We start from the raw sequence: 23,220 nt of genomic DNA on the forward strand, positions 1-23,220 counted from the left end.
GACCCGGAAAAAAATAAATCCCATTGCTCGAAACCTTTGACCTCCAGAAATCATCATCCCCTTGATGACGCCAGAAACAAGAAAGATCAAGGTCTCTCTGCTTTTATTTTTATTGATAATCCTCTCAGGAACGGCAAGCGCACAGAAAATGATGAGGGGCATTGTGGTGGATTCCATTTCACTCAGCAACCTTTCCGGCGTTCATGTCAAAGTCAAGAACTCTGATCTCACCGCAGTCAGTGACATGAATGGGATTTTCATGATCATGGTGAACAAAAGCGATACACTTATCTTTTCATACGTTGGATATTCAAAATCAAAATTACCCGTTGCTTTTGATGATGAAATCATGTTTGTTCGTATGCATGATGAGAGTATCATGCTTAAAGAAGTAGTCATCCGCGATCGAGCCTATCACCTTAACAGAAAGTATGTTCCTTCACGCACGTTATCAGAAACCAAACCACTTAAAGCCGCATCCAACAGTATCAATTTTGCCTATTTCACAAAAGAAGAAAGAGAGAAACGTAAACTCGTTGCTGTCATTCAGGAGATGAAGAAAGTGGAAGTTTATGTCGACGTGGTGAACTCACCTTCATTTCGTGAAGAGGTTATGGAAAGAAATTCCATAACAGAAGAAAGATTTTATGAGCTTCTGGCGTCTTTCAACCAGGCAAATAATGACCTTATGCATTCTGGCAATGAAGAACTAATTGTCAGCACATTACTTTTTTACTTTGAACACGCTTCTGCCAGGAAATAAGTGTTAGATTTTAAAATTTACAAAAGTAACCTCGCTGCTTTTTTTGTAAATTTCCATGATGGTACCCATTGAAGAAAAACATTTTAAATCTTCCGAGAAGGTCCGTGACTTCGTGATTGGCATGAGTGATGGCCTTACTGTGCCCTTTGCACTCGCTGCCGGATTAAGTGGAGCTGTTGACAACACAACTATTGTCGTCACTGCTGGTCTTGCTGAGATAGCTGCAGGTTCTATCGCCATGGGATTAGGAGGCTATCTCGCTGGTCGCACCGAAATTGAACACTACGATGTTGAGGAAAAGCGGGAATATGAAGAAATTGAAAAGCTTCATGAAGTAGAAATAAGGGAGACAAAAGAAATTTTTGCGGAGTACGGGCTCGACGACGAGTCACAAGAAAAGATCGCGCGTCAGATGGCGAAAAATCCAAAGAAGTGGGTTGACTTTATGATGCGATTTGAATTAGGTCTTGAGCGTCCTGACAAGAACAGGGCATTGCAGAGTGCTTTTGTTATCGGCACAAGCTACATCATCGGAGGCCTGATACCCTTAAGCGCATACTTTCTTACTGAAACAACTCAGGAAGGACTGTTGTATTCCAGCATCATCACATTAATATGTCTCATTATTTTCGGCTTGATTAAAAGCAAACTTACAGGTCAGCCACTTTTCAAAGGAACTATGCGTGTTGCGTTGGTGGGTGCGTTGGCAGCAGGCGCCGCTTTTGCACTGGCTAAGCTTATAACATGATGCTCTTTTTATCATGTTGTTACAAATTTCATTGATCTTATATTTGCCTAAAGCCTCGTTCATGATTGAGAATTTAAGAGAAGCCCTTCGTCTGTCACCTGATAATTTACCCCTCCGAATGTTATTGGCAGAGAACTTATTAAATGAAAAGTTATTTGAAGAAGCTGAGACAGAATATAAAAAAGCACTGACTGCAGATTCAGGCAATGCCAAGGCAAGGAGAGGTCTCGCGAAATGCTATTTCGAACAAGGTAAATTTTCAGCAACGATTGTCATTCTTGAAGAACTGGCCGATTCCGAGAACGATGTTGGTTTATGGATCCTGATGGCGAAAGCCCTTTTAAGAAATGGTGAAGCAGCTAGATCTATTGAGATTTACAAAAAAGCACTTCAGTTGAATCCCGCTTTAAAAGATGAAGAATTGGATAGCCTTCGCAGCAGCGAATCGAAAACAGATAAGATCCTTGATGAGATTGAAAAAGGATTCGAAGAGATCGAAAGACCTCGTATAAATTTCAGTGACGTGGGCGGAATGGATCATGTGAAGGAAGAGATTAATATCAAGATAATTCAACCCCTGAAATTTCCAGATCTGTATAAAGCTTATGGAAAGAAAACGGGTGGTGGTATTTTGTTATACGGGCCTCCCGGGTGTGGTAAAACTTATTTAGCCAGGGCAACGGCCGGTCAGATTCAGGCAAGTTTTATATCCGTTGGCATCCATGATGTTCTCGACATGTGGATGGGAAACAGCGAAATGAAACTTCATCAGCTTTTTGAAACAGCAAGAAGTCAGGCTCCTTGCGTTGTCTTCTTTGACGAAATCGATGCTCTTGGATCAAGTCGGGCAGACATGAGACAGAGTGCATCTAAAATGCTCATTAACCAATTTCTTAACGAGCTTGATGGAATCCAATCTTCCAATGATGGACTATTGATTTTGGGGGCTACAAATGCTCCATGGCATTTAGATACCGCATTCCGCAGACCAGGCCGGTTTGACAGAATTATTTTTGTTCAGCCTCCCGATCTTGCCAGTCGCGAAAGCATTCTGAAAATTCTATTAAAAGATAAGCCCGTTCAGGATATTGATTTTGGGTCCATTGCTAAAATGACCGCCGATTTTTCTGGCGCCGATCTCCAGGCTATTGTAAACCTCTCTATTGAACACAAGTTGAGAGAATCATTTAAGGATGGAATTCCTCAGCCTATTTTTACAAAAGATCTGGCGAAAGCTGCCAAAGAGATAAAACCATCTACCAAAGAGTGGTTCACATCCGCACGCAATTATGCACTCTATGCCAATGAGTCTGGATTATATAATGAGATACTTGACTATCTGAAATTGAAAAAATGATCACATCGAATTTGCTGGAAAGGGCTACCCAATTAATCAATTTAAGAAGATTTACAGATGCTGAAGTTCAGTTACGGGATGTTCTTTCATTCGAACCCAACAATGCGTTAGCCATAAGTCTGCTGGCGCTTTGTAAATCAGAGATTGGTCAGCATGCAGAAGCCATTCAATTGATTAGGCAGGCAATCAGTCAGGAGCCTGATAACAGTTATTTTCTATATCTGCATTCTCTCTTCCTGTTCAGAAATGAAAATCTGAAAGAAGCTGAGAAGTTCATTTCAAATGCAATCGCCTACGATCCCAATAACGCAGACTATTTTGGATTGATTGCGACCATTAAGATTGAACAAAAAGAATGGAACGCAGCACTTCTCTATGCAAATCAGGGATTAAGCGTTGACTCAGAAAATCTAACCTGCCTGAATGTAAGGTCCACAGCCCTTCTAAAGCTTGATAGGAAAGAAGAATCTTTTGAAACCATTCGTGAGGCATTAAGCTATAATCCTGAAAATGATCATACGCATGCCAATGTCGGCTGGGGCTTGCTTGAAAGAGGAGATCATGTAAAAGCTCTTGAAAGTTTTAAAGAGGCATTAAGACTCAATCCAGAAAATGAATATGCGAAATCCGGCATGATGGAAGCATTGAAGGCCCGCTATCTTGTCTATCGGATATTTCTTAAGTATGCTTTTTGGGTAGGCAACATGAAGGCTAAAGGCCAGTGGATTATTATTCTTGGGCTTTATTTTGGCGTAAAGATTCTGCGAATGGTTGCCGACGCCAATGAAAACCTTGCTGTTTTTATTAAGCCTGTTATATATCTCTACTTTGCGTTTGCTCTTTCAACATGGCTAATTGACCCTCTTTCAAATTTGTTTCTAAGACTCAATATGTATGGGCGATACGCTCTTAAAAGAGAACAGATAAAATCCTCAAATTATGTAGGCATTGCCTTGGCAATGGCACTCTTTACAATAACTCTTTATTTCATTTATGATTTCGAGTTTTATTTTCTCCTTACAATCTATTTTACCGCAATCTCAATACCCCTTGCCTCCATGTTCAATCCCAAACAACCGGGCAAAAGAAAAATTCTTGTTGCATACACGATTGCACTATTGCTAGTGGGAGCATTGTCAATACTAATGATGGGAAGTTCAGAAACAGGGCTGACCCTGTGGTATGTATTTATATTCGGAATAGTCGCCTATCAATGGATTGCGAATGCGTTGGTGATTCGATGATCACTTTTTACTGGCCTTGAAAAGTTTTTCTTTTTCATCTTTGGTAAGACTTTCATACCCACCATCAGAAATTTTATCAAGAATCTCATCAATTTCCTTTTGGGAAATCCCGGAAGCATTGGTGGTTTTCTTTCCATTGGCTGAATCGTTCTTGCGATATGACACCTTTACTTTCGGCTGCGCCGTGAACAACCCACCGATCCATCCCAGCGTTGCAGTAATCCATCCTCCCCAATTCACTCCCGCCTGCAACTGCTTGATATACACATAACCCATCAAGGCTCCGCCAAGATGAGCGATATCACCGCCGGCATTTGAACCAACCGATCCGAGAAATGAAAGAAAGATAAAAATAGCAGCGATCCATTTTATTCTAACCGGACCGAAGAACATGAGAAAGAAAGTATAATCAGGCAACAGCGTGGCCGCGGCTACCATGACCGCAAACACCGCAGCAGATGCTCCAACTAATTCTGGTCTTGTTCCCAAAAACGCAGGAGGATTTGGGATAATATTATAGATCATCAAATAAATAACTCCGCCTGCAATTCCTCCCAAAACATAGATTGCAATAAGTTTATCACTTCCCAGATACTCAACTATAAGTTTGCCGAACCAGTAAAACGCCAGCATATTGAATAATATGTGAAGCACATCATACAAATCATGGGTAAAAAAATACGTTATAATCGTCCAGGGTCGTGTCAGAAAATCACCAACACCACTGGGCAAAGAAAACTGATTGTGCACTACGCCAAAGAAATCATCAAAGCCCAGCCATTTCGAAAAGACCATCACGGTTCCCAGCAGAACAAATACAACGACGTTGATAATGATCAGCTGTACATGCCCGTTGTTGGAGCGACTGAATGCAGATTTAAATTCGTCAAACATAATTACTCAATATCTCCCTAGACGGATGACAATAAATCCAATCAAGGCACCTCCAAAATGCGCCAAATGTGCAGTTTGTCCGCTTGTATCCAAAAGATAATTAAATACTCCCAAAACAATCACAAGGTATTTTCCTTTAATCGTAATCGGCGGGAACGTTAATGAAATCTCTTTTTCAGCAAACAAAACTCCGAAGGCCACTAATATACCATAAATCGCTCCTGATGCTCCGACCATGCGGCCTTGTCCCATCGGATCCAGAAAATATTCTATTACTAAATAAACCACTGCAGCTCCTATTCCGGTGATCAGATAGTAGCTTAAAAATCTTTTGAATCCCCACACCATCTCAAGATAGCTGGCCATAAACGCAAGGGTCATCATGTTAAAAAAAAGGTGTCCCAGACTTCCATGGGCAAACATGTAGGTAAATAACTGATACGGCCTGAATAAGTCCGTCCCTATTTTCCACAAAGCCATTCTTTCCATGAGGTAAAATCCCGGAAACAGTCGTGCGACGATAAAAACTGAAATACAGACAAATATTATGTTCCGGACGAGTGGCGTGATGTTAAACATTAGCTAAAGTAATTTTCAATCTTAGACGTTTCTAATACAAAAAATGTTGTGCTGCCTTCTGGCGAATAATTGGGATTGCGGCAGGAAAAGAGAGCAGCAGAGAGAGATTTTACTTCATCTATGGTGAGTTTCTGGCCAGCTTTTACAGAGGCCCTTTTCGATAAGGACCTTGCCAGATTATCACTTAAAGGCAAGCTCAGTGTTGATTGATTTTGCTTGAACTGCTCCAGAAGACCTTCAAAAAGTTCTTTCTCATTTTTCCCAACGGTCTCTACCGGCATACCATTGATCACAAGGGTATTTTTTCCAAAGATTTCAAATTGAAATCCGAGTGCCTTGATCTCGCGTTCCATTTCCATCACCAGAGCAAAATCGGCAGCACTCAGAGTGATGGTCTGTGGGAAAAGACTTTGAAGGCTCGCTCCAGCGTGTCTCTGCATTTTCGCCAGGAATTTTTCATAGAGAATCCTTTCATGCGCAGCCTGCTGGTTGATCATCATCAATCCATTCTTTACAGGCTTCACCAAAAATTTATTCTGGAATTGAAAGATCACTTCCTCTGCAGGTTCATTGTCATTCCTTATAACCTCCATTCTTTCCGAAGGAGCTTCCGGGCTTGGCATAAACAGCCTCGATTGTGAAGGCCTTTCTTCATCAAACAGTTTTTCCCAATTCTGCAGATTGGATCGTTGAAGGGACGACCCCAATTGTTCTTCAAGATATTGTTCACGACTCAATGCAGGGGCATGAGTAATCTTATTAACAAGATTTACATCTGATGAATAATCCAATGCTGGAGTAAGGTTGTGCGCTCCCAATGCCTGTCGTACTGAAGATTTAACAACAGCATAGACAGCACGCTCATCATCAAATTTTATTTCTGTTTTGGTGGGGTGAACGTTTACATCAATGTGCTTTGGATCAATCTCCAGGAAGAGTACATAAAACGGAAAACTATTCTCCGGCAATAAATTTTCGTAAGCACTTGTAATAGCGTGATTGAGATAATTATTCCTGACAAAGCGATGGTTTACAAAGATGAATTGTTCACCTCTCGTCTTTCTGGATGATTCCGGCTTACCGATATAGCCTGTTACTTTCATCAGATCGGTTTCTTCCTGACAAGACGCAAGCTGTTCCTGATACGATTTACCAAACAAAGCAACCACACGCTGACTTAGCTTACCGGGTGTAAGGTCATAAATTATCTCATCTCCTTGAATAAGAGAGAATGCAAGTTCAGGATGAGCAAGCGCAATTCTCTGAAACTCTTCAAGGATGTGTCGCATCTCCACCGGATTTGACTTCAGGAAATTTCTGCGCGCAGGAATGTTGTAGAATAAATTCTTTACACTGATGCTTGTTCCTTTTTCACAGGCTACAGGTTCCTGTTTTTTTATTTCAGATCCATCTACCGCAAGCAATGTTCCTAATTCGTTCTGTTCTCTTCTGGTCTTCATCTCAAATTGCGACACAGCAGCAATAGAAGCAAGTGCCTCACCTCTGAACCCCATTGTTCTAAGGGTAAAGAGATCATCAGCTGTTCTGATCTTGGAGGTCGCATGTCGCTCAAGACTCATGCGCGCATCGGTCTCACTCATACCTGAACCATCATCGATCACCTGAATCAATATTCTACCGGCTTCTTTGATTATGAGACGTATTGAAGATGCATGAGCATCAATGGAATTTTCCATTAATTCTTTTACTACGGATGCCGGACGTTGCACCACCTCACCTGCCGCAATTTGATTGGCAATCGAGTCAGGAAGAAGGCGAATAATGTCAGTCATTAAGAAAGAATCGAAATTAGTTTTTAGGAGAGGTCTGTTGATTTCTGAATTTCAGATAAATGTAAAGTGGTGCAAATAACAGAAGACTGTAAAATGCTGCTTTACCCCATGTCATAAAAGCCATGATAAAAAGTGTGAGAAATAATAATACTCCAAGTCTAATAAGAGCAGTATTTAAAGATCCCTTGGAAGCCTGAGATCTCTTTCTCGCCGAATGGAATGCTCCAGTCATTCTTGAGCGATAGTCTGAAGTTTCTTCACTGCGCTGACCGCGTTCACGCTCAATTTCCTGGCGAATACGATCTTCCCGCTCTTTTCGTTCTTCAGCTTTCTGGTCATAAAAGCGGGGCTCGTAAGAAAATCTCTTGTACCCAGGTGCTTTTGTAAAAAGGGATACTATTTTCATATGCTCTTAATTTTAATGTCTTATTATAAAAATGATCAGGCTTATTTGCCGGTTTTGACAGACCTTTGCGAATCAGGCGTTAAAAGTAAAATTGCTCTATTCGTTTTCAAATACAAAGTTAACTCACGGATGTTAAAAAAGGTTTTATCGTTTGTCCTGCTTTCTGTATTGTTCTTCCCCTCTTTTGGTCAGGATTTCCGTACCCGCTGGGTGGATAGCGTCTTTTCTACCCTTGACAGGAATCAAAAAATCGGCCAATTATTCATGGTTCCTGTTTCCTCGCATGCCAGCCAGGATGAACTTGACGAATTGACCGATCTCGTAAAAGGTAATGACATTGGCGGCTATTATATAACGGACGGAGGGCCAATAAGTCACATCCGTCTGTTCAACAAGCTCCAAAAGAATTCAAAGATACCCTTGCTTGTAGGGATTTCTGCCGAGTGGGGACTTGCTCAAACAATGGACAGTACCATGGGCTTTCAAAAGCCAATGATGTCTGCAGCCTGGAACAGTGACAGTCTTACCCGCATCTGGGCAAAAGAGATTGCTCAACAAATGAAACTGCTCGGATTTCATATCAACTTTGCTCCGAATTCAGATAAAGAGATTTTTCCTGGAGACTATCTGAGATATTTCAGTAATGATCAGAACAAGCTAATACGGTCAGCCGTCACTTTCAGCAAGTCATTACAGTCTGAAGGAATTCTCACCGTCACCAAGCATCTTCCAAGAAGGAAAATGGTTGAAAATCAACTTATGGATTCTACGGTAGTTCTAAATCTTTGGAAGATTGATACTACCGAATTTTATATTATCCGTCATTTAATTGAAAGCGGAGTGAATGGCATTCTCACCAATTATCTTCACTTCTCTCTGCAAAATGAAAAAGGAATTGTTCCGGCAGGCATGTCTCAGGTATTTATCTCTGAAATACTGAAGAAGCGACTGAACTTTAAAGGACTCGTATTTACAGAAACAAAGAACTTTGAAAAGGTGGGCGCAAAAGTAAGAGCTGGTGAAGCTGAACTGCTGGCGTTTCAAACCGGTAATGATATTTTAATGGCTCCGCTAAATATTAACTCAGCCATCAAAGTAATTTCAAAGAAGATTAAAAAAGATAAATTCCTTCAACAACAACTGGAGACGACCGTAAAAAAGATACTGGCCGCCAAGTATGATGCAGGATTGAATCATCGCCAGCTGCTCAATGAAGAGAACATCTTTCAAAAACTCCACACACCGGAATCAAATCTTCTTAAACATCAGCTTGCAGAAGCAACTACTACCGTAGTGAAGAATGAAGAAAATCTTTTACCCATCCTTCATTTGGAAAACAAGTCCTTTCAATGCATCTCTATTGGAAAAGAAAACACAAATGATTTTACACTCTATTTAAAACGATATGCAGCTTTTGAAGCATTCTCGATACAAGATGCTTCTGATACTCTAAAAATTAACATCAAACCAGATCACATCATTATTGTTGGACTATTCTCCTATGCAACTACCCTTGAATATCAGCTGAGTTCATGGATAAGAAATCTGTCCTTACGCAACAAGGTGATTATCGTTCATTTTGGAAATCCGCTTAACCTTGAAACTTATCTTTCTGCAAATTCTCTGATTGCCGCTTATACAGATCAGGATAAGATGATGGAGGTAGTTCCTCAAATGATTTTTGGAGCAATTCCAGCTTCCGGAGTTTTACCTGTTGAATCCAAAGGCTTTTCTCCTCGGCCTATTCGTACCGGAAAAATTGATCGAATGTCCTATACGTTACCAGAAGCTGCTGGTATGGACAGTCGCACACTTGACAAAATAAAGATCCTGATGAAAGAAGCCATTGATATGGCTAACACACCAGGTTGTCAGGTCATAGTAATAAGGAATGGCAAGGTCGTTTTTCAACAATCTGCCGGATGGTTAACCTATGAAAATAAAATTGCCGTTGATGAGGAAACCATTTACGATCTCGCATCGCTTACCAAAGTATCCGCAACTCTTCAGGCAACGATGTTCATGTATGAAAAGAACCTGATCGATGTTAACAAAAAGGCATCCATTTATTTACCAGTATTAAAAAAGACTAACAAAAAAGATATCACCATTATCGACATGCTTACTCATCAGTCGGGGCTAATACCTTTCATGCCTCTCTGGCCGCTTACTGTAAAAGATAGTGTGTACATGCCCTATTATTACAGCAGCATTCGGGATAGTCAACATCCCCTTCAGATCAGCAGAGATCTTTATGCGGTTCCAGCTATTAAAGACTCTGTCTGGAGTTGGGTGATCAATTCAAAAATGCAAGACAAGATACCACGAACTCAATATCCCTACAGATATAGTGATCTCGGCTTTATGATGATGAAAGAAATGGCTGAGAAAACTCTTAACCAACCCATGGATGAGTTCTTACATCAGAACCTGTATGAACCTCTTGGCGCCTCCACCACAGGCTTCAATCCTCTTGACAGGTTTTCAGAACAAAGAATTGCCCCAACAGAAATAGATAAAATCTACCGGAGATCGTTGGTGGCTGGTACCGTGCACGACGAACGAGCCGCTATGATGGGTGGAGTTTCTGGTCACGCCGGACTCTTCAGCACCGCTAATGATCTCTCCAAAATCGGACAAATGTTACTTCAGGAAGGCAGCTACGGTGGTATGACTTTTTATAAACCTGAAACAATGCACTACTTCACAGCAAAACAATTCACAGAAAGCCGCCGAGGACTGGGTTGGGATAAACCGGTACAGAATGACTGGACCAGTCCTGTATCACTTCAGGCTTCTCCCCTTACCTTTGGTCATACAGGCTTTACCGGTACGTGTATGTGGATCGACCCTGAATTTAACCTTGTGTACATTTTTTTATCCAATAGGGTGTTTCCCGACAGAAACACAAAGCTCTTAAATGCCAATATTCGTCCCCGGATTCAGGAAGTGATCTATCAGTCAATTTTTAATTACTGTGCATATAAAAACTGAAACTAAAAGACTGCGAACGTGGTTTAAACCCCAAAATCTAACCTGTGGAACAAATTAAAATTGGAATTGTCTGTTACCCAACGTTTGGAGGAAGTGGTGTGGTCGCAACCGAACTTGGAAAAGCCCTGGCGAAAGAAGGACATAAAGTTCACTTCATTACTTATTCGCAACCCAGCCGTCTTGACTTCCTCAACGAAAATCTCTTCTATCATGAGGTAGACTTCAGGTCCTATCCCCTGTTCGAATATCCTCCGTATGAGCTGGCTTTGGCAAGCAAAATGGTGAGTGTTGTAAAGAACGAGGGATTGGATTTGCTTCACGTTCACTATGCAATTCCTCATGCATCGGCAGCCTATATGGCAAAACAAATCCTCAGATCACAAGGGATATTCATACCGGTAGTCACCACGCTACACGGAACTGATATCACTTTAGTTGGAAAGGATGCTTCATATGAACCTGTTGTTACATTCAGCATTAATCAGTCTGATGGCGTTACGGCAGTATCATCAGATCTGAGAAAGCAAACGTATGAATACTTCAAGATCACAAATGAGATTGATGTCATTCCAAACTTTATCGATCTGGACAAATTCAAGAAACAGAAGAAAGACCATTTCAAAAAAGCAATCTGCCCGAATGGAGAGTCGCTTATTGTTCATACGTCTAACTTCCGGAAAGTGAAACGCATTCCTGATGTCATCAAGATTTTTGCAAATATTCATTCTGTTATCCCCGCAAAGCTGTTAATGATAGGAGACGGCCCTGAACGTGCTAAGGCAGAAGCTCAGAGTCGTGAACTTAACATTGAAGGCGACGTTAGATTCCTTGGCAAACTTGAATCTGTTGAGGAGGTATTATCTGTCGCAGATCTCTTTCTGATGCCTTCAGAAAAAGAAAGTTTTGGCCTGGCAGCTTTGGAGGCAATGGCGTGTGAAGTTCCTCTCATTTCATCAAATGCTGGTGGTATCCCTGAACTTAACATACAGGGAGTAACCGGATTCATGAGCAACGTTGGTGATGTAGAGGACATGACGAAAAAGGCACTGTTTGTTCTCGATAAAAATAACCTGAACTCATTCAAGCAAAATGCGTTGAAACGTGCACAGGAATTTGACATCGCTAACATCCGCCCGCTCTATGAGAAAGTTTATCAGAGAGTTTTGGATAAAGTGTCGTCAGGCGCGACTCATTAATCATTGAATTATCAGTGCCGCGGCATTAAATTTGCAGTAGTTTTTATATGAATCCAGAGATAAAACCGCATAACTCAGGCACTAAACAGCTTTTTCAGAATCCTATTCTGGAAAAATTAAGTCGTACCCATATTTCCGTACCCCTGACTGTATTTTTTAGTTACGCTGCGGTGCTTTTATATTGGAGCGTTACCCACACCTCCCTTTCCTGGATTACTACCATTTCGATGTTCTTCCTGGGGATTATTTCGTTTACATGGGTAGAGTATATTGTTCACCGTTATCTTTTTCACATGTCTGCGGAAACTGAGCAACGGGCAAAAGCACAATACACTATGCATGGAGTTCATCACGAATTTCCTAAGGACAAAACAAGGTTAGCAATGCCTCCGCTCTTAAGCATAACAGTGGCTACTGCACTTCTTTTTGTATTCAGATTAGTACTGGGAGATCTTGTATTTTCCTTTCTACCAGGGTTTCTGGTAGGATATGCAGCATATCTTTCAGTGCACTATATGGTGCATGCGTTCCAGCCACCTAAGAATTTCTTTAAAGTGCTTTGGGTTAATCATGCTGTTCATCATTATAAAAACGGTGAAGGTGTGTACGGGGTATCTTCCCCTTTCTGGGATTACGTCTACGGCACAATGTCCAAATAGGATTACCCAAATTCAAAGCAATAAAAAAGCCTCAATAAATGAGGCTGAACTTATAGAAAGCGGCTTATTTAAAAGCGCGTAGTCTTCTCTGTCTTTTTCTGGGGCGCTTTTGAGTACGTAGGGCATGAATAAGACGTGCAAGACGTCACAATAATCGCTGCCGCTAAAACCACCAGAGTAACTGCCTTTTTCATAAAATTTCGATTAAGTAGTATAAAAGTATACGTTTTTAGGGAAAACTTATTGTAGACAACGTGAATTTTAGTTTTCTGGTTTCCACTTAACTAAAAATTAACAGTTTTCGCGTTTTATGAAACAGAAACCTTGGATTAATGGTTATGTTTAAATCACCTAAGACCCATTATCGTGCTAGGATATAGATTTTCAAAATATACACCGCCACCTGAAGACTCAAAAAGCGATTTCGAACGATTGCTAAAGGTATTCATGCAATTGATCCTGATTACCTCTGGAAATGTAGCCGAAGCATTGCAGTGGATGACTGAAGTCGATCGGCAATACAAATTGACCAATGAGAAATACGGAATGGGGGATTTTATTGAAGACCTCAAAAAAAACGGTTACATAAGTGAAGAAGGTCCAAAAGGGGAATTCAAACTGAAGGCAAAAACAGAACAAAATTTAAGACAGTCTGCTCTTGAAGAAATCTTCGGGAAGCTCAAAAAAACAAAAGGCGGCGAGCATAAAACGCCTCATAATGGACGCGGAGATGAAGCAACTACTGATCGGCGTGATTATGAATTCGGTGATACACTGGAGCAGATATCAATGACCGATTCCCTGAAGAATGCTCAAATCAATCACGGCTTTGAAGATTTTCAAATGACAGAAGAAGATCTCGAAGTGATTGAGAATGAATTTAAAACTCAGACCTCTACTGTTCTGATGATTGATATTTCTCACTCCATGATATTGTATGGAGAAGATCGCATTACCCCTGCCAAGAAAGTAGCGATGGCACTTGCCGAATTGATCACAAAAAAATATCCCAAAGACACACTTGATATACTGGTGTTTGGTGATGATGCCTGGCAGATCGAAATCAAAGACCTTCCCTATCTGGAAGTTGGTCCGTACCATACCAACACAGTTGCAGGTCTCGAGCTTGCAATGGATATTCTGAGAAGAAGGAAGAATGCCAACAAGCAAGTATTCATGATCACCGATGGTAAGCCTACTTGCATCAAGCAGGGGATAAAATATTATAAAAACAGCTTTGGACTTGATCCAAAGATTCTGAATCAAACATTGAACCTTGCAGGTCAGCTCAGGAAGATAAAAATCCCTGTAACCACCTTCATGATTGCAACGGATCCATACCTAAAATCTTTCGTTCGCGATTTTACAAAGGCAAATAATGGCAATGCTTATTACAGCAGTCTTCAGGGATTAGGAAATCTTGTCTTTGAAGATTTTAAAAGAAACAGAAGGAAGAACTTCTAGGAAATTTTTTCACCAGATTACATCAATCACTCACAATGGATTATAAGAAAATCACAACACTAGGTCAGTTAAAATCTGCCGGATATCAATCAAAAACAATTAAGGATGAGCTAAGAGCTAATTTGATCGAAAGATTAAAAAGAAAAGAAAGTGCTTTTGAAGGCATCTGGGGATATGAAGAAACTGTTATTCCGGATCTTGAAAGAGCCATTCTTGCAGGACATGACGTCAATCTTTTAGGACTTCGCGGTCAGGCTAAAACGAGATTGGCAAGACTAATGGTCAATCTGCTGGATGAATACATTCCCATCATAGAAGGCTCTGAATTAAATGATGATCCATTAAATCCGATCTCACGGTTCGGCCGTGATCTGATCAACGAAAAGGGCGACAACACTCCTGTCAGCTGGCTTCATCGCGATGAGCGCTACACAGAAAAACTGGCAACTCCCGATGTATCAATAGCAGATTTAATCGGGGATGTTGATCCTATAAAAGCTGCGTCCTTAAAGCTCCCCTATTCTGATGAAAGGGTGATCCATTTCGGATTGATACCGCGCGCCCACCGTTGCATCTTTGTCATCAATGAATTACCGGATCTTCAGGCACGCATCCAGGTTTCTCTTTTTAATATTCTTCAGGAAGGTGACATCCAGATTCGCGGATTCAAACTTCGGTTGTTGCTCGACTTACAATTTGTTTTCACTGCCAACCCTGAAGATTATACCAACCGGGGAAGTATTGTCACTCCTTTAAAAGATCGTATCGACAGTCAGATCATCACTCACTATCCAAAATCAATAGAGATTGGCAAAAAGATCACGCAACAGGAAGCGAGGATCAATAGCAGTCAGAAGAACTCAGTGGTTTTTCTTGAACCTGCCAAAGATCTGGTAGAGCAAATTGCTGTTGAGGCAAGAAAGAGTGAATATGTAGATGCCAAGAGTGGCGTTTCAGCTCGTCTTACAATCTCGGCTTATGAAGCGTTGGTTGCCGCAGCAGAGAGAAGAATGATTATCAATCAGGAAAAAAATACAGTTATCCGGATTACTGATTTTGTGGGAGTTATCCCTTCTATTACCGGAAAGGTTGAATTGGTTTATGAAGGTGAGCAAGAGGGACCTGGCATTGTCGCTCAGAATCTTGTCGGCAAGGCTTTGCGCTCTCAATTTGTAAATTACTTTCCTGATCCTGAAAAATTCAGAAAAACAAAAGACAAGAATCCTTACAAGAAAATTACTGCCTGGTTTAGTGATGGAAATACAATTGATCTGATCAGCGATATCACCAATCAGGAGTATGAAAAAAGTCTCAAGTCTGTTCCGGGTCTTGCAGATGTCGTTAATGATTTTCAAAAAGGTCAGGACTCTCCTACCAAGCTTTTCCTGATGGAATTTGTACTTCATGGACTTGCTGAATACAGCCTCATTAGCAAACATTATCTTGCCAAAGGACTTCAATTCAAGGATCTAATTAGCGGAATGTTCAGCGTTCCAAAAGAAGGTGATCAGGACATTGAGGATGATGACGAAACTTATGGCAATCGAATGAATTAGTACTTTGACGTCTCCAGCCTTAGCCTTACGCTTATGCTGCGTTCTGAATCAATTACCTATGACCAGACGAAAGTCAATGAATTGCGAAAACTTGTTTCGCAGGGAGAAGGCCAATACCTTGAATTCAAGCGTAAGGCTTCCTACCCTGACAAGATTGTAAGAGAACTGATTGCCTTTGCCAACACAGGAGGTGGAATTCTGCTCATCGGGGTTGACGATAACAAGACTATTCCGGGGGTGAAATTCCCTGAAGAAGAATCCATCGTAATTCATGATGAGTTAAGGAAAAATTGTCGTCCCGGAATTGCGTTTCATGAAACAGTGATTCCGGTTTCTGAAAACAGATACGTGCTGCAATGGAAGATTCCAAAAAGTGAAAAAAGGCCGCATTTCTATGTGTCCAATGGCGAGAAGAGCTCTTACGTCCGCCAGAATGATCAAAGCATTAAAGCAAGTCGCGAGATGAGTGAGATCATCCGGAGGAGCAAATCCTCTACTGGAACAAAGCTTGTCTATGGAGAAGCAGAGCAAAAGATCATTCACTTTCTGGCAGGCCAATCCACTATCAGCCTCAAGGAAGTTTCACAACTGACAGGATTGAATAGATATATGGCTTCTCGTAAGATCGTGAGGTTAGTATTGGCAAACGTCTTAAAAATTACCCCAACGGATAAGGGAGATACATTCTCGAGAGTCTGAAGTCAAACTTTAACTCAAAGTCAGATCCTGATTTTTATCTTTTGACGATTTGTTGCTTTTCTCCTGACGCTTCACTTAGTTTATAGGATCGATTGGATACCGCGAAGATACTGCTCATGCCTGCCGGGGACTTTTTTAGTTCCGCAAGGAAGTGTCTTCGCGGTTTTATTTTGTCTTATTAGTAACCACTTATTTTTTTAAGCTATGGCAAAGATCAAAAAAGAGAAAAAGGTATTCATCCTGGACACATCGGTTATTCTTTTTGAGCATAACAGCATTCTGAATTTCGACGAGCATGATATTGGTATTCCCATTACAGTACTTGAAGAACTCGATAATTTTAAAAAAGGTAATGACACTAAAAACTTTGAAGCCCGTGAGTTCATTCGGTTGATTGACAAGCTCGCGAAAGATAGAATGCTTCACCAGTGGAATCCTTTGAACGGCAAGAACAAAGGAAATTTTAAAGTTCTCATGGAGACCGGAAGTAACGGAACGCTTGACGCGAATAAAGTCTTCAACGAGCATAAAGCAGATCATCGAATTTTAAACTCTGCACTTCTTCTGCAAAAGGAAGAAAAAGATAGGAGAGTTATTCTGGTGTCAAAGGATATCAACCTTCGTTTGAAAGCGAAGTCACTGGGCCTTCAGGCAGAAGATTACACAACTGGGAAAGTTCAAAATCTCAATTCGCTGTATGCTGGAAAGACCGTTCTTGACAATGTTGATCCGGATATTATCGATCTATTGTATGAAAAAGGATATTGCCCGCCTGAGGATCTGTTAGGCAAAACAGAGCTGGTCAAAAATCATTATTACATTTTAAGAAGCGGGAAGAAATCTATTCTGGCGTTCTACAATTCCGCCAACGGAATGGTAGAGCATGTTGAAAAAAGATCGGTCTACGGGATAAAGCCACGCAACGCTGAACAGGCCTTTGCCATGCACGCAGTTATGAAGCCTGAAATTAAGCTCGTAACGATGCAAGGAGTTGCTGGTACAGGCAAGACACTCATCGCACTGGCCGCAGCGTTGGAACAAAAACGTGAATACAAGCAAATCTACCTTGCACGTCCGATTGTTCCCTTAAGCAACAAAGACATTGGTTTCCTTCCCGGAGATATTAAGTCGAAGTTGAATCCATACATGGAACCGCTTTGGGACAATTTGAAATTTATTCAAAATCAGTATAGCGAAAGCGATAAGGAGTATTCCAAGATCACAGAGATGGTTACGAACGAAAAGCTTGTCATCACACCGCTGGCCTATATCCGGGGAAGAAGTCTTTCCAACATCTGCTTCATTGTGGATGAGGCTCAGAATCTGACCCCCCATGAGGTGAAGACGATCATTACACGGGCAGGAGAAAATACAAAGATCATCTTTACAGGAGACATCTTTCAGATCGACACACCATATCTTGATTCGCAAAGTAATGGCTTGTCATATCTGATTGATCGGATAAAAGATCATGAATTGTATGCTCATATCACACTGGAAAAAGGTGAGCGTTCTGAACTGGCAAATCTCGCAAATGACCTTCTCTAAATGCCTGAAAAGGAATTATTGCGGTGACAGAAAATATATTTTTTAGCAGTTACTTCAGCTTTAGCCATGATATTAATCTCAAATAAAGAGGTCTTAATATGTGGCTTAAAGCAATTTTCGGGAAACTGTCGAAAAACAAAATAGTCAGGCTGGTAAAAACAGAAGGTTCTTTAATTGGAGAACATAAGCAGGAAGGCCGACAGGTTTATATCTATCTATTGAGAGATTTCTTTGTACAGGTGATGTTTCATAACGACGATCCTTCTGAGGAAGTCGAGCACGTCAAAACATTCGCCAATATCAATCAATTGAACTCTCATCTTGAGAGTGAGTTCAGATCGACATTCTAGCCAATAAAAAAAAATTATTTCTTACGGAGCAGCTGAGCCATGGTCTCACCAATCAATGCAGGTGATTCCGCTACGTGGATGCCACACTCGCGCATTACTTTCATCTTAGCGGCAGCAGTATCTTCTGCGCCACCAATGATTGCGCCTGCGTGACCCATGCGTCTTCCTGGAGGAGCTGTTTGGCCAGCGATGAAACCCACTACAGGTTTTTTATTTCCATTCTCTTTGATCCATCGTGCTGCGACTGGTTCATAGTTACCCCCGATCTCGCCGATCATTACGATGCCTTCTGTTTCAGGATCGTTCATAAGCATTTCTACTGCGTCCTTGGTTGGTGTTCCAATAATTGGATCTCCTCCTATTCCGATGGCCGTTGTGATTCCAAGTCCTGCCTTTACTATTTGATCGGCCGCCTCATAAGTAAGCGTACCTGATTTCGATACAATTCCAATGGTTCCCTTTTTGAAAACGAAGCCAGGCATAATTCCTACTTTGGCTTCTCCTGGGGTAATCACGCCTGGGCAATTTGGCCCTATCAGAGTAACCTTCCGGTCCTTCACATACTGTTTGGCCATCATCATGTCTTTCACAGGAATTCCTTCCGTGATGGCTACAATGACCTGAATTCCAGCGTCAGCAGCTTCCATGATTGAATCCGCAGCAAATGCCGGAGGAACAAAAATGATGGATACATCAGCACCGGTCTTTTCTACTGCCTCTTTTACAGAATTAAACACAGGCCGCCCAAGATGCACCTGACCGCCTTTTCCCGGCGTCACCCCACCCACTACGTTTGTACCGTACTCGATCATTTGTCCGGCATGAAAGGTGCCTTCTGAGCCTGTAAAGCCCTGAACGATAACTCTTGAATTCTTATTGACCAGTACACTCATGGGAGTATTTTTTTAAGGGTAGTCTACAAAATTAGAAGAATATTACTGTTGGCCAAAAAGCAAAACCCCGGCCAGTGATGACCAGGGTTTTGATTAGTATTTAGAAATCAGGTTACTTCTTGACAGGAACCATGTTGTTTCTGATCAGGAATTCTTCCTTTCCAATTTTGAAATCTTCTACATCCGGAGCCAGTCTGATGGCATCATCGTATGATGTAAGCGCATCAATCAGCAATTTGTTTTGTTCAAAGAATCCTGCCTGAATAAACTTGCTGAACGCTGATTCATCCTTCACGTCACCCGCGATCTCTGCAAATGACTTCTTGATTCTCTCACCTTCTGCTACAGAAATTTTCTTAACAACTTTCTTATCGCCAGACTTAACAGCTGGATCTTTCTTGCTTACAACGACAACCATTAGTGCTGTCTCGTTAGCAAACTTAGGATCCGATAGATCAATGCGAACCATTTTCTCAGGAGTCTCAATTTTAATAAGCTCTTCTTCAAAGATGTTCTCTAATGTAACGATGTATGGACCTGCAATTTTCTGATCAGTCCATTCGATCACCATTGATTTTCCAAACACATACGCGCTTGTAGGATCAGCAGGAAGCAAAAGGTTCAGTTGACCAGGAGTTCCACGGTGAACCGCTCCGGTTGCGCTAAGTCTGTTTTTCTTCGCTTCAGCTGAATTGCTGCTTAAGATGAAGTCGGTGTACTTATTCACAACGCTGGTACCTGTACCAACTTTGGCTGCCAGATCGGCAACTTTATAGTTACCTGCCTGCTTCACTTCAAGTGGTTTCCCATTAATGTGGACAAGACCGAGGTAAGCATTTTCCGAAATCTTCAACTCGTCTCCAGACTTAAGACTAGCACCAGTCTTCAGGGCCTGCCATCCATCGGCAGATTTGTATTCGTTGGCACCTTTATTAGCCAACACCTTGAATGTGTAGTCTTGTGAAAAGCCCGAAATAGTAATTAAGAAAAAGCCAACTCCTAGTAGAATTCCGCCTCTTTTCATAAGCATTGTTTGATTGATAAGTTGTTTAAACATTGTTTTAACTTTTTAAGGGATCTGAGAGCCTGCAAAGGCCCATTTTTCCAGATTTGAACACTACGAATATAGTCAAAATCGTGCCAATCTCTCAGGTCTTTAATACCCGCTCCCGGCGTTTGGTAAGTCTGTTATTTATCTCATTTTGAATGGATTTGAAGATGTCATAGGCAGGGCCCACCAGAGCCGAGACGCCGATAGCAAGTGTCAGATCAAGCTTCAGGTTCCATAAAGCAAAAGCGTAAATAATAATCCCGGAAATAAGTGTCAATTCAAATAACTGGATAATTACAGACATCGCATCAAACCACATTGGAAGTTTTCTGTCAATAAAAATAAATAATGCTATGGTGAGGAGACACACAAGAAACGCAATAAAGTATTTCGTTCCGTCTGATATCGTATTGATGTAGTCTTCATCCAATATCATTGATACGATATTGGCATGAACTACCAATCCGAACATATCCGGATTCGCCCGACCACCCACTACTTTGTTAAGAGGAGTAAAAAATTTATCATCCCAAGAAGGATCTCCCAGGTAGTCGCCCATAAAGCCCATTAAGACAATGTTGTCTTTAAACAACTCGGGCAGAACGTTTCCTTCCATCATATCGTACACATCAACAACGTAATACTGCGTACCAAAATTGGTGGACGTTGTCAGGTCATCTTTTAGACTATTGATACGAAGCTGTCTGACTTCAATATTTCTCTTGAAGTTGACAAGTTCCTCATCTTTACTCCTTGCGAGAAATTTTTTGGTCTTTACCGAATCATATTGCATAGCCACCCTAACGGAGAAAGCCAATTCTTCCTTACCATTAATCAATCGTCTCGGATAAACCGTTCTGCATTGCTTTACATCCTCCTGATAAGTAGCATCTGTTGGCAGAGTTACAAATCCATGTGTTGCAAAGTCATTGAACATAGGATCAGAAGACTCCAGTGAGTCCGCTTCATTCGAATCATACCTGGCGAGGGAGTCAGTTTGTAACAGTTTAGTTGCGAGCACAAAATTGGGAGATTCCTGAATGGCTGCACTTAGCATCATATTCCCCAATGTATCCAGCAACTGAGGACAATTAACACTGTCACGAAGACCACCTTCACAATCAAAGAAACCATCAAAAGCTATTACGCGAGGTTTAAACTTACTGATCATCATTATCTGCTGAGCTACCTCACGCCTCGACAGACTACCAATGTTAACGAGCACAATTCTTTCATCAACAAGCACGTCTGGTCTGAGATTTGAAAAGGCATAATCGGTAAGCTCAAAATCCCGCAACGCCTGGCCGATCGTATCAAAAGCTGTAAATATTTTAAGATCAGCAGCCTTGTTCGCGCCCCAAAGCATGAAGAACACAAACACGGTAATGATGAAGCTTTGAAACCAGAATTTTTTCATACCCAGGGGAGTGGAGATAGGTAAAATTAAAAATTTAGCTTTGTAAATCAACCCGATCCATGTCACTCACAAAACCGATTATTAATGCTTCTGATCTGTTCAGGGAAATCCGTCAGGGTAATCGGTCCGGTCTTGCCAAAGCCATTACATTGGTCGAAAGCACTAAGGAAAGCGATCGTCAAATCGCAGAAGAGCTGCTTAAAAAATTATTACCTTTTACCGGCACCTCTATTCGCATTGCCGTAACCGGTGTACCCGGGGCAGGTAAAAGTACTTTTATAGAATCTTTCGGAGATCTGTTAACTAAGCACGACAAAAAAGTAGCTGTTCTTGCCATCGATCCAAGCAGTCAGCTTACAAAAGGAAGCATTCTTGGAGACAAGACAAGGATGGAACAGTTGAGTCGTAATCCCAATGTTTTTATACGCCCTTCCCCTACATCACAGGCACTGGGTGGTGTTTCTTTTCATACTCGTGAGACCATCTTATTATGTGAAGCAGCAGGTTTCAACATTATTCTTATCGAAACTGTTGGAGTAGGACAATCCGAAACCAATGTAAAAAGTATGGTTGATTTCTTCCTGTTGCTTCTGCTCGCTGGTGCAGGAGATGAATTACAGGGAATTAAAAAAGGAATTATGGAAATGGCTGATGGAGTTGTGATCAATAAGGCCGATGGAGAAAATATTAAACCATCACAACAGGCAAAAGCTGATGTTCAGAATGCCTTACACCTCCAGCTGTCTTCTCCATCAGGATGGAGTGCTAAAGTTCTGACGATCTCAGCACTCGAGAATACGGGAATAGAGGAAGTGTGGAAAATGATTCATGAGTATCAGGAATTCACCACATCGAATGGCTTCTTTTCAGAAAATCGAAGACTTCAAAAGAAAGAATGGCTGGAAGAAAGCATTGAAAGCTATTTCAGATTAATAAAGAATGAACCATCGCTCACTGAAAAAAAGGAGGCTTTGATAAAGGATGTGATGAGTGATCAGATTCTTCCTGGAGAAGCGGCGAGAAAATATTGGGAGAAACTCAAAGAGAGAAACTAACTACTCATAAAATCACTCCTCTCTCTTCTGTTTTATAAATCCATAAGGGCAGTGTCTGCAACCTGACTTACAACAATACCCGCGTTTTTTATGATAGGCTTCCGTAAAAACCATAAAGCCATTCTCCCAATAAAAATCATCAGGCTGTAAAGGCTGCGGCTTATCTTTCTTATCCTCTTCTTCCATCATAAAAAAACCCTGACCCGGAATCCGGAACAGGGTTATATATTTTGTGCGTCAGATAACTACACTTTAATCTCTACATCCACACCGCTCGGAAGCTCAAGCTTCATAAGGGCGTCAACTGTCTTAGCGCTGTTGGAATAGATATCCACCAAACGTTTGAACGTGCAGATCTGGAACTGCTCACGGGACTTCTTATTCACGTGAGGTGAACGAAGTACTGTAAACTTCTCTTTTTCTGTAGGAAGAGGAATCGGTCCGCTTACTACAGCTCCCGTTGCCTTTACAGCACGCACGATCTTCTCTGAAGACTTGTCCACCAGATTGTGATCGTACGATTTGAGTTTAATTCTGATTTTCTGATTCATATC

Annotated in this window: 22 protein-coding genes; 13 read left to right on the forward strand and 9 right to left on the reverse strand. The window is 41.3% G+C overall.

Features of this window, described 5'->3' with window-relative positions; all coding sequences use genetic code 11:
* Positions 1–64: 64 nt before the first annotated feature.
* From HOP08_06410 to HOP08_06425, 4 genes are all read left to right on the forward strand, one after another.
* Complete coding sequence (locus HOP08_06410) at positions 65–763, forward strand: hypothetical protein (GenBank protein NOT74545.1); 699 nt, start codon at positions 65–67, stop codon at positions 761–763.
* 58 nt (positions 764–821) lie between these two features.
* The gene (locus tag HOP08_06415) at positions 822–1,511 is read left to right on the forward strand and encodes an iron transporter (protein ID NOT74546.1); all 690 of its coding nucleotides are present in this window, start codon (positions 822–824) and stop codon (positions 1,509–1,511) included.
* Between the two features lie 61 nt (positions 1,512–1,572).
* Positions 1,573–2,868: an AAA family ATPase gene (locus HOP08_06420; GenBank protein NOT74547.1), complete on the forward strand. Its 1,296-nt coding sequence runs from the start codon at positions 1,573–1,575 to the stop codon at positions 2,866–2,868.
* Positions 2,865–4,112 carry a tetratricopeptide repeat protein gene (locus tag HOP08_06425; protein ID NOT74548.1) on the forward strand — a complete coding sequence of 416 codons (1,248 nt, stop codon included), beginning with the start codon at positions 2,865–2,867 and terminating at the stop codon, positions 4,110–4,112. Before HOP08_06420 ends, HOP08_06425 begins: the two co-directional genes overlap by 4 nt.
* Here the strand turns inward: HOP08_06425 and HOP08_06430 are convergent, their stop codons facing one another.
* From HOP08_06430 to HOP08_06445, 4 genes are read right to left on the reverse strand one after another with little or no spacing between them, the layout of a single operon-like run.
* Entirely contained in the window at positions 4,113–5,006 is an 894-nt protein-coding gene (locus HOP08_06430; protein ID NOT74549.1) for a rhomboid family intramembrane serine protease, read from the reverse strand.
* A gap of 6 nt (positions 5,007–5,012) precedes the next feature.
* Entirely contained in the window at positions 5,013–5,585 is a 573-nt protein-coding gene (locus tag HOP08_06435; GenBank protein NOT74550.1) for a rhomboid family intramembrane serine protease, read from the reverse strand.
* The gene (mutL, locus tag HOP08_06440) at positions 5,585–7,378 is read right to left on the reverse strand and encodes a DNA mismatch repair endonuclease MutL (GenBank protein ID NOT74551.1); all 1,794 of its coding nucleotides are present in this window, start codon (positions 7,376–7,378) and stop codon (positions 5,585–5,587) included. The genes HOP08_06435 and mutL overlap by 1 nt, the downstream gene beginning before the upstream one ends.
* A 16-nt stretch (positions 7,379–7,394) precedes the next feature.
* On the reverse strand, positions 7,395–7,784 hold the full coding sequence (locus HOP08_06445; GenBank protein NOT74552.1) for a hypothetical protein: 390 nt from the start codon (positions 7,782–7,784) through the stop codon (positions 7,395–7,397).
* Between the two features lie 129 nt (positions 7,785–7,913).
* On the opposite strand from HOP08_06445, the gene HOP08_06450 reads away from it, so the two are divergent.
* From HOP08_06450 to HOP08_06485, 8 genes are all read left to right on the forward strand, one after another.
* Complete coding sequence (locus HOP08_06450) at positions 7,914–10,778, forward strand: serine hydrolase (protein NOT74553.1); 2,865 nt, start codon at positions 7,914–7,916, stop codon at positions 10,776–10,778.
* Between the two features lie 53 nt (positions 10,779–10,831).
* On the forward strand, positions 10,832–11,974 hold the full coding sequence (gene bshA / locus HOP08_06455; protein NOT74554.1) for an N-acetyl-alpha-D-glucosaminyl L-malate synthase BshA: 1,143 nt from the start codon (positions 10,832–10,834) through the stop codon (positions 11,972–11,974).
* Between the two features lie 47 nt (positions 11,975–12,021).
* Positions 12,022–12,633, forward strand: coding sequence for a fatty acid hydroxylase (locus HOP08_06460; protein ID NOT74555.1), 612 nt, complete (start codon positions 12,022–12,024; stop codon positions 12,631–12,633).
* A gap of 366 nt (positions 12,634–12,999) precedes the next feature.
* Positions 13,000–14,097 carry a VWA domain-containing protein gene (locus HOP08_06465; protein ID NOT74556.1) on the forward strand — a complete coding sequence of 366 codons (1,098 nt, stop codon included), beginning with the start codon at positions 13,000–13,002 and terminating at the stop codon, positions 14,095–14,097.
* A 35-nt stretch (positions 14,098–14,132) separates the two neighbouring features.
* Positions 14,133–15,653, forward strand: a complete 1,521-nt coding sequence (locus tag HOP08_06470) for a magnesium chelatase (GenBank protein ID NOT74557.1) — start codon at positions 14,133–14,135, stop codon at positions 15,651–15,653.
* 33 nt (positions 15,654–15,686) lie between these two features.
* Entirely contained in the window at positions 15,687–16,352 is a 666-nt protein-coding gene (locus tag HOP08_06475; protein NOT74558.1) for an ATP-binding protein, read from the forward strand.
* Between the two features lie 204 nt (positions 16,353–16,556).
* Complete coding sequence (locus tag HOP08_06480) at positions 16,557–17,900, forward strand: PhoH family protein (GenBank protein ID NOT74559.1); 1,344 nt, start codon at positions 16,557–16,559, stop codon at positions 17,898–17,900.
* Between the two features lie 98 nt (positions 17,901–17,998).
* Entirely contained in the window at positions 17,999–18,250 is a 252-nt protein-coding gene (locus tag HOP08_06485; GenBank protein ID NOT74560.1) for a hypothetical protein, read from the forward strand.
* Between the two features lie 14 nt (positions 18,251–18,264).
* Here HOP08_06485 and sucD read toward each other — a convergent pair whose 3' ends face one another.
* The 3 genes from sucD to HOP08_06500 form a co-directional block, all read right to left on the reverse strand.
* Positions 18,265–19,143, reverse strand: a complete 879-nt coding sequence (gene sucD, locus HOP08_06490) for a succinate--CoA ligase subunit alpha (protein NOT74561.1) — start codon at positions 19,141–19,143, stop codon at positions 18,265–18,267.
* A 112-nt stretch (positions 19,144–19,255) separates the two neighbouring features.
* Positions 19,256–20,167, reverse strand: a complete 912-nt coding sequence (locus HOP08_06495; GenBank protein ID NOT74562.1) for a hypothetical protein — start codon at positions 20,165–20,167, stop codon at positions 19,256–19,258.
* Between the two features lie 124 nt (positions 20,168–20,291).
* Positions 20,292–21,611: a CHASE2 domain-containing protein gene (locus tag HOP08_06500; protein ID NOT74563.1), complete on the reverse strand. Its 1,320-nt coding sequence runs from the start codon at positions 21,609–21,611 to the stop codon at positions 20,292–20,294.
* Positions 21,612–21,670: 59 nt separating this feature from the next.
* On the opposite strand from HOP08_06500, the gene meaB reads away from it, so the two are divergent.
* Positions 21,671–22,666 (forward strand): methylmalonyl Co-A mutase-associated GTPase MeaB, encoded by a 996-nt coding sequence (meaB, locus tag HOP08_06505; GenBank protein ID NOT74564.1) that lies wholly within the window; start codon positions 21,671–21,673, stop codon positions 22,664–22,666.
* Positions 22,667–22,678: 12 nt separating this feature from the next.
* On the opposite strand, the gene HOP08_06510 is transcribed toward meaB, so the two are convergent.
* Positions 22,679–22,855, reverse strand: coding sequence for a hypothetical protein (locus HOP08_06510; protein NOT74565.1), 177 nt, complete (start codon positions 22,853–22,855; stop codon positions 22,679–22,681).
* A 56-nt stretch (positions 22,856–22,911) separates the two neighbouring features.
* A complete protein-coding gene (gene rpsJ, locus HOP08_06515; protein NOT74566.1) occupies positions 22,912–23,217 on the reverse strand; it encodes a 30S ribosomal protein S10 in 306 nt (101 codons plus the stop codon).
* Between the last annotated feature and the right edge of the window lie 3 nt (positions 23,218–23,220).

It is taken from the genome of Cyclobacteriaceae bacterium, assembly GCA_013141055.1.
Classification (GTDB): domain Bacteria; phylum Bacteroidota; class Bacteroidia; order Cytophagales; family Cyclobacteriaceae; genus ELB16-189.